The organism is Methylophilus sp., assembly GCF_008015755.1.
Classification (GTDB): domain Bacteria; phylum Pseudomonadota; class Gammaproteobacteria; order Burkholderiales; family Methylophilaceae; genus Methylophilus.
The window spans coordinates 19659-27502 of sequence record NZ_SSGF01000009.1 but is presented as its reverse complement, the minus strand read 5'-3'; the positions used below and the strand labels follow the sequence as shown (position 1 = coordinate 27502).

Sequence of the window (7844 nt, the reverse complement as noted above, 5' to 3'; positions counted from 1 at the left end):
TTTGGATACCATTCAATCATGAGAAATGGGTAGAGTACAAACCAGATCGCGCCATACTTAGGCGTAGTGCCTTGCTGGTAATCAGTCACCGCTTGTTGCCACTGTTTGTAAACAGGGGAGAGGCTGTAATCCGGTATTGGTTTGTAGCCAACCGTTTGTACACTGTAATGCTCGCCAAACTCCCAGTTCAGTTCGCCGCAATCAACAAACTGGTTCAGACCCGGATGGAAAGGACCGACATGATAATCTTCAAGGTAGACCTCAATAAAAGTTTTCCAGTTGAAATCGTAATGGTCGACAATGGCGGAATCGAAATGATAGCAGGTAAAGTCGAAATCTTGCTTGCACCCAAGCTGTTTCAGGATGTTCGCAATGTCCAGGCCTTTTTGCTTGCTGGCCTGGTCATTGGCTTTAAATAACAGGCCTTGCCATTCAGTCAGGGCTTGTTTTTCGAGGTGCAGGCAGGGGTTTTGTTCAAAATGCGGCGCACCTAGCAGTTGCCCGCCTAAATCATAGGTCCAACGATGTAACGGGCAAACAATGTGCTGGGTATTGCCCTGGCCATTGAGCATTACGGCCTGGCGGTGGCGGCAAATATTGCTGATGAGTTGAGGTTTACCCGCTTGATTTACCAGGGCTGTAGCATTGTGCATCCAGTCCAGGGCGCGATAATCGCCCGCATGCGGGATCATGCGCTCGTGGCCAAGATATTGTGGAATCTTGGCGAACAGGTGTTCTTGCTCTAGCGTATATATCTCCGGATGCAGATACCAATCGACAGGTAATTGTGCGAAGCGAGTCTGGTTTTGTTCTTTGTTTAAAGAGGTGACAGAACCCATATGCCCAACTGATTAATCACTTGCAAAAAAGGTGAATTGTGCCCGAAAAGGGGGTAAATGAAAAGTCAGAACCCCTTTATCTACTGTAAAAATCTGGTTCAATCATTTGATTTTAATCAAAAAAATATAGGGTTCATATCAGGCTACCCCAAGGCTGGCGCCTATTTAAAGCAAAAACGAGGCTTAACTAACTCAAATAAATTCAGTTATAATGTTGAAGGTTTCTATGTATAACTATACGTAAACGATTATTGCAATTTTTAGGAGCAATCGAATGGCAAACTTATTAGATCAGTTGAAAGCAATGACAACCATCGTGGCTGACACTGGTGATGTTGAAGCAATCAAAAGTGTTAAACCTGTGGATGCAACCACAAACCCATCTCTGGTGTTGAAAGCCAGCCAAATCCCAGAATACGCAACGTTGATTGACACTGCCATTGCTTATGCAAAAGCACAAGGTGGTTCCAAAGAGCAACAAATTGAAAATGCTGCTGACAAACTGGCAGTATTGATTGGCGCTGAAATCACTAAAGTGGTTCCAGGCCGTATTTCTACAGAAGTAGATGCACGTTTGTCTTTCAACATCGATGCGATGATTGCTAAAGGCCGTAAATTGATCAAGTTGTATGAAGAGTCTGGTATCAGCAAAGACCGTGTACTGATCAAACTTGCTTCTACCTGGGAAGGTATCAAGGCTGGTGAACAGCTGGAAAAAGAAGGTATCCAGTGTAACCTGACATTGTTATTCGGTTTCGGCCAGGCGCGTGCATGTGCTGAAGCTGGCGTGTTCCTGATCTCCCCATTCGTGGGCCGTATCCTGGACTGGTATAAAGCGAAAAACCCAGGGACTGAGTACACTCAAGAAACTGACCCAGGTGTGGTTTCTGTTCGTGCAATCTACCAGTACTACAAAGAGCACGGTTACAAAACCGTTGTGATGGGTGCTTCTTTCCGTAACACTGGCGAACTGATTGCGCTGGCTGGTTGTGACCGTTTGACCGTGTCCCCAAACCTGCTGCAAGAATTGGCAGCGACAGAAGGTACATTGGCTCAAGTGTTGAAAGACGGTGGCAAGACTAAAGACGTGCCAGCTAAAATGACTGAAGAAGAATTCCGCTTCCAGTTGAACCAGGACGCCATGGCGACTGAAAAACTGGCAGAAGGTATTCGCGGTTTCGTGGCTGACCAGAAAAAACTGGAAGACGCTTTAGCCGCAAAACTGTAATATCGCACTGCGATAATGCAAACGGGCAGGAACCTGCCCGTTTGACTTTTAAGTCAGGCACAAATGGGCCTGCAACATTGACTTATTTTGGCTGCAAGCTTACTATGAGCGACCAGCTTGAATTGGTAGTACGCTAGCAATAGCATTTAAATTTTAATTTTTGGAGAAAAACATGGCATTAACACAAATGGCATTAGACTCATTGGATTTTGACGCAACTATAGCTTTGGCAGAAAAAGTTGCTCCACACGTTGACATCCTGGAAATCGGTACACCATGCATCAAGCACAACGGTATCAAATTGCTGGAAACTTTGCGCGCTAAGTTCCCAAACAACAAGATCCTGGTTGACCTGAAAACGATGGATGCAGGCGAGTACGAGTCTGAGCCATTCTACAAAGCCGGTGCTGACATCTGCGTAGTGTTGGGCGTATCCGACATCGGTACAATCAAAGGCGTAATCAAAGCAGCTAACAAATACGGCAAAAAAGCTCAAGTTGACCTGATCAGCGTTGAAGACAAAGTTGCTCGTACTAAAGAAGTTGCTGCTGCTGGTGCTCACATCATCGGTATCCACACTGGTTTGGACCAACAAGCTGCTGGTCAAACTCCATTTGCTGACCTGGCTGCTGTTGCCGGTTTGAACCTGGGTGTTGACATCTCTGTTGCTGGTGGCGTTAAAGCTGCTACAGCTGCTCAAGTGCGTGACGCTGGCGCGACTATCATCGTTGCTGGTGCTGCTATCTACGGCGCTGCTGACCCAGCTGCTGCTGCTGCAGAAATCACTGCTATCGCTCACGCTTAATTCATTTAAGCATCAATAAGTAATTATTGATCAGCGAGACAAAAAACCCGACTCAGCAATGTGTCGGGTTTTTTATTAAATATTTTGAATACAGGACAAAACATGGATCATCAACAATTTATTCTGGACAACTTAAAGCGTATTCTGGACGTGACTGACAAGTCAAAAGCGGCTGAATTGCTGAAACTGGTTGAAGAGGCTGGTTCAACATTTATCGGTGGCGCAGGTCGTTCACTGTTGGTGTCACGCTTCTTTGCCATGCGCTTGGTGCATTCTGGCTACAGCGTTTACATGATCGGTGAAGTCGTGACGCCAGCGATCAAAAAAGGTGACTTGCTGATCCTGGTTTCGGGTTCCGGCGGTACAGCCACTTTGTTGCCATTTGTGAAAAAAGCCAAAGAAGTGGGCGCCAAACTGGTGGTTATTTCTATGAAAAAATCTTCAGCCATGGCTGATGTGGCTGATCTGGTGGTTCAAGTTGGTCAAGACGACAGCTTCCCATTGGTGAAAGGCATGCCTATGGGCGGTCAATTTGAATTGTCTACCCTGGTATTCCTGGAAGGCGCCATTTCTGAATTGATCCACGCCAAAGGCCTGACTGAAGAAGGCATGCGCGCATTGCACGCAAACCTGGAGTAAGCCTTGACAGAATAAGTTTCTCACGAAGCTTTGCTGTTAAAAAAACCGGCCTGGTGGCCGGTTTTTTATTATCGGAACGCTGCTAGGTCGCTGGCAGTAAGCTGTTTCTGGTGTAGTGCACTGGCAATCAATACGCCATCTGCACCCGCGTGTGCTAGTGACTGTATATCTGCACAGTGCCTGACCCCGCCTGCGGCGTAAATGGCCTGTTCTGGGAGCTGTTGTTTGAGTGCGCTGATTTTCTCAACGTCAGGGCCTTGGTTGGCACCGACCTTGGGCAGGCTCATTAATATGGTTGGTTGGCTCCAGAGATTAGGCTCGCTCAATAGGTGATCAGGGCCATGAAAACCATCATCAAAAAAATCTAGCGACAAGATACTAGGCGGGCTCATCGTGCGCATGGCTTGATAAGTGTCGATATCAGCCAGGCTTTCACTGGCGATGATCGGTCGAACACCTGCGTCTAGCCAAGGCTTGAGGGCTTCTGTGCTATTGAGCCCGGCATCTACCCACCATTGCAGCGCTGGAAACTGTGCCATGGCCTGTTTAATCAACGTTAGGTGATTGGGCATCTCAGGCTGGCCTGTGATTGCATTTAAATCAGCAATATACAGGCAGTCAAAGGCATAAACTTGTAAAATAGCGCTGATGACATCGAGCAGGGCGTGGCTATCTGTTAACTGCGATTGAATCGCACGGTAGTGCTGGCGTTGCCCTTGTATGGCTTGCACTACCTGGCCATGCATCAAATCGATGACGGGAATAATATGCACAATCAATCTCGCTTGAAAATCTGGGTCTGTGAATATGTCAGCGCTGGTGGCCTGGCTTCCGAGGCATTGCCTGCCAGTTTGTTGCAAGAAGGCTTGCTGATGCGTGATGCCTTGCTGGCAGACTTGTCAGCGCTGGGCGTTGATTGTATCACTAGCCACGATAGCCGCGTTGCAGCGCCCATCCATGCGGCTAGCCAGCCATTACATCCGGGTGAGGATGCTGATGCATTTTGGCGCCAGCAATTAGCGTCTGATGACGTGGATGCTTGCTGGGTGATTGCCCCCGAAACAGACGGTGTGTTACAGCATATGCAGCAACTGGTGCAAGCAGCAGGCAAGGTGTGGATAGGCTGTAGTGCCGAGGCGATTGCACAAACCAGTGCTAAATCAGTGATGGCCGAAGTTTGCCAGCAAGCGGGCATCGCTGTCTTGCCGCATGTGTTTTTAGCGCAAGTCGATACGCTCGAAAATCTAAGCTGGCTCCATGCAGCTGCTAAGGATGGCTGGGTGGTTAAGCCCGATGATGGCGCGGGTTGTGAGTTTACTTTTTACTTTAAAAAAATATCTGAAGTTTATGATTTTAAATTAAAAATTTCAAATGAAAATCCCAAGTTGTTAAACAAACTTCTACTGCAGCCATATCTGCCAGGATTAGCATTAAGCATGTCAGTGCTATCTACGCAGGCGCAAGTACATGTGATTGCCGGGCATCAGCAGAAGGTCAATATTCAGCAGGGGTGTTTCCATTTTGACGGCGCAGGGATCAATGAGGCCGCCGCCTATTTGCCTGCAATGCAAACCCTGGCGGAACAGATTCATTGTGCCATTCCAGGCCTGCTAGGCTACTGGGGCGCTGATATGATTTTGACTCCTGACAAACAGTTGGTCCTGGTTGAAATTAATCCGCGCCTGACGACGCCTTATATTGCCTTATCGCAATTACTCACAGAAAATCCTGCTGCCATGATTCTGGATGCTATGTTAGAAAATAAATTGAGTGACGCTCAAGCGCAGGCATCCTGTGTCTTGTCCTTAGCCACCAAAACTCATACGGAGTTGTTGCCAGCATGAAGCGCGCGGTCATAGGTTGGGATATCGGTGGCGCACATGTGAAAGCGGTGATGCTGAATACGCAAGGTGAGATTGTGCGTGTGTTGCAGCAGGCATGCGCCTTGTGGAAGGGCTTGCCGCTGCTTGAGGATGCGATCAAGCATGTGTTAAACGACTGGCACATTGAAGCAGCTGCTTGCGACCATGCAGTTACCATGACCGGAGAGCTGGTTGATTTGTTTGATAACCGCTTGCAAGGCGTACGCGCCATTGCTGAGACGGTGCAGCATTATCTGCCACACGCCGAGTTTTACTTGGCCTCAGCGACGCAAGGCGCTAGGTTTACGGACTGTGTGACGGGTCTGGAGACAGACATCGCCTCGATGAATTGGCATGCCTCGGCGCAGTGCTTGGCGACTAGCATGGCAGGGGACGCCATGTTAGTGGTGGATATTGGCAGCACCACCTGCGATATCACGCTGTGTGAGCAGCAGCAGGTGTGGCCGGTGGGCTGGTCTGACGCGGCGCGTATGGCGAAACAAGGCTTGTTTTATACGGGGGTGGTGCGTACGCCGCTGATGGCGCTAGGCCCATTGATTGCCTGGCAAGCGCCCGGAGAGTCTCAGCCTGTGTTGCGCCATATCGCGGCCGAATATTTTGCCACGACGGCAGATGTCTATCGCGTGCTTGGCGAATTATCTGCCAGTGATGACCTGGCAGAGACGGCAGATGGTCAAGGGCGCTCGATGAATGACAGTATGCGTCGCCTGGCACGCATGGTGGGGCATGATGTTGAGGATCAATCGAGCGATGCCTGGTTGTCGCTGGCGCTTGCGTTTAAAGCCGCGCAATTGGCGAGTTTGCAGAATGCCATTGCATCGGTGATGGCGCAGGCAAACAGGCCACCCAAAACCCTGTTGGGGCTGGGGGCGGGCAGCTTTTTGGTCGCAGCATTGGCGCAGCGCTTGGGGTTAGCTTATGAGCCTGCTACCGCATGGATGCCCGCGGGCAGTTTACAATTGAAACAAGCTGCAGAGGTCTGTTTTCCGGCCTATGCGGTGGCGAGGTTATGGCAAGCATGGCATTAATTCAGTTTGATTTACCTTATGCAGAAGGCATGCATTGGCTAAAGCAGGTCAGGCATCTGCCATGGCCGATGTTGCTGGAAAGCGGCCGGGTAGAGGTGCGCCAGTCACAAGCGCAAACCACGGTAGATGAAGAAGTCAGCCTCGGTGCACGCTTTGATATTGTGGTGGCGGCTCCGGTGGCCAAAATCATCCATCGCCAGCCTGAGACGGAAGTGCATGCAAACCAGGCCATCACGAAGTCGCAGCAAGATCCTTTTCAGATTATCCAGCAATGGTTGGCCCCGCATGCGGTTGAACGCGTCGCCGATATTCCGTTCGCAGGTGGTGCCCTGGGCTATTTCGCCTATGACCTGGGGCGCAGTATCGAAACCATGCCTACACTGGCAGCTGAAGATATGCCACTGCCCGAGTTGTTGGTTGGTATTTATGATTGGGCGATTATCGTCGATCATCACCTTGGCCGTAGCCACTTGGTCTCTCACGCCCGCTTTACCGAGCAGCAAGCGCTTCAAGTCTTGCACCAACAATTATTGCAACCGCGCACTGAGCCTCAGGCTGCGTTTGAGGTCACTGGCGAGATGCAGCCGAATATGGATCAAGCGGCCTATGCCAGCGCTTTCCAAAAAGTGAAGGACTATATAGGTGCCGGCGATTGTTATCAGATCAATCTCGCGCAGCGTTTTGCTATAGATATCGCAGGGGATGCGTGTACCGCCTATGACCATTTTCGCCAATTGAGCCGTGCGCCCTTTATGGCTTATCTGCAAGCCGAGGATAGCGCAGGTAATCCGCTGGCGGTATTGTCGATGTCGCCAGAGCGTTTTTTGCAGGTGATTGATCGCAAAGTGGAGACAAGGCCCATTAAAGGCACGCGCCCGCGGCACCAGGATGCCGTTGCCGATGCGCAAGCCGCCGAAGAGTTAGCGCATAGCATGAAAGACCGCGCCGAAAATCTGATGATTGTGGATTTATTGCGCAACGATATTGGCAAAGTGTGCGAAGTCGGTTCGGTGAAAGTCGATGCTTTGTTCAAATTGCAGCGATTTACCAATGTGCATCATCTGGTCAGTATTGTACGCGGCGCGCTGGCGCCAGGCTTGCATGCCCTGGATTTGTTGCGCGGATGCTTTCCCGGCGGCTCGATCACAGGCGCCCCAAAATTGCGCGCCATGGAGATTATTGAGGAGCTCGAACCGCATCGGCGCGGCATTTATTGTGGCAGTATTGGCTATATTGGTTTTGATGGTAGTATGGATACCAATATCGCGATAAGAACTGCCGTGATATGTAATGGGCGCATGACTTTTTTTGCGGGCGGTGGTGTGGTGGCAGATTCGGATTGTGCGAAAGAATATCAGGAAACCTTTGATAAAGCGTCGCAATTCTTCAAGCTGGTTGCACACTTTAAAACTAAAAATTAAT

The 7844-nt window shown here is 49.7% G+C and carries 8 protein-coding genes; 6 read left to right on the top strand and 2 right to left on the bottom strand.

Annotated elements, in window-relative coordinates:
• On the bottom strand, positions 1-839 hold an 839-nt coding region (locus tag E6Q52_RS04605; RefSeq protein WP_292819104.1), incomplete at its 3' end, for an SRPBCC family protein.
• Between the two features lie 274 nt (positions 840-1113).
• On the opposite strand from E6Q52_RS04605, the gene tal reads away from it, so the two are divergent.
• The 3 genes from tal to hxlB all read left to right on the top strand — a co-directional run bounded on the left by tal (position 1114) and on the right by hxlB (position 3511).
• Positions 1114-2067: a transaldolase gene (gene tal / locus E6Q52_RS04600; protein WP_292819101.1), complete on the top strand. Its 954-nt coding sequence runs from the start codon at positions 1114-1116 to the stop codon at positions 2065-2067.
• A 172-nt stretch (positions 2068-2239) separates the two neighbouring features.
• On the top strand, positions 2240-2872 hold the full coding sequence (gene hxlA / locus E6Q52_RS04595) for a 3-hexulose-6-phosphate synthase (protein ID WP_018985298.1): 633 nt from the start codon (positions 2240-2242) through the stop codon (positions 2870-2872).
• 102 nt (positions 2873-2974) lie between these two features.
• Positions 2975-3511: a 6-phospho-3-hexuloisomerase gene (hxlB, locus tag E6Q52_RS04590; protein WP_194741902.1), complete on the top strand. Its 537-nt coding sequence runs from the start codon at positions 2975-2977 to the stop codon at positions 3509-3511.
• 68 nt (positions 3512-3579) lie between these two features.
• Here the strand turns inward: hxlB and E6Q52_RS04585 are convergent, their stop codons facing one another.
• The gene (locus tag E6Q52_RS04585) at positions 3580-4284 is read right to left on the bottom strand and encodes a HisA/HisF-related TIM barrel protein (protein ID WP_292819096.1); all 705 of its coding nucleotides are present in this window, start codon (positions 4282-4284) and stop codon (positions 3580-3582) included.
• Between E6Q52_RS04585 and E6Q52_RS04580 the strand changes: the two genes are divergently transcribed.
• From E6Q52_RS04580 to pabB, 3 genes are read left to right on the top strand one after another with little or no spacing between them, the layout of a single operon-like run.
• Positions 4279-5355 carry an ATP-grasp domain-containing protein gene (locus E6Q52_RS04580; protein WP_292819093.1) on the top strand — a complete coding sequence of 359 codons (1077 nt, stop codon included), beginning with the start codon at positions 4279-4281 and terminating at the stop codon, positions 5353-5355. The two genes, E6Q52_RS04585 and E6Q52_RS04580, sit on opposite strands and share 6 nt — an antisense overlap.
• Entirely contained in the window at positions 5352-6422 is a 1071-nt protein-coding gene (locus E6Q52_RS04575; protein WP_292819090.1) for a hydantoinase/oxoprolinase family protein, read from the top strand. Before E6Q52_RS04580 ends, E6Q52_RS04575 begins: the two co-directional genes overlap by 4 nt.
• Complete coding sequence (gene pabB, locus E6Q52_RS04570; RefSeq protein WP_292819087.1) at positions 6413-7843, top strand: aminodeoxychorismate synthase component I; 1431 nt, start codon at positions 6413-6415, stop codon at positions 7841-7843. The genes E6Q52_RS04575 and pabB overlap by 10 nt, the downstream gene beginning before the upstream one ends.
• Position 7844 lies beyond the last annotated feature (1 nt).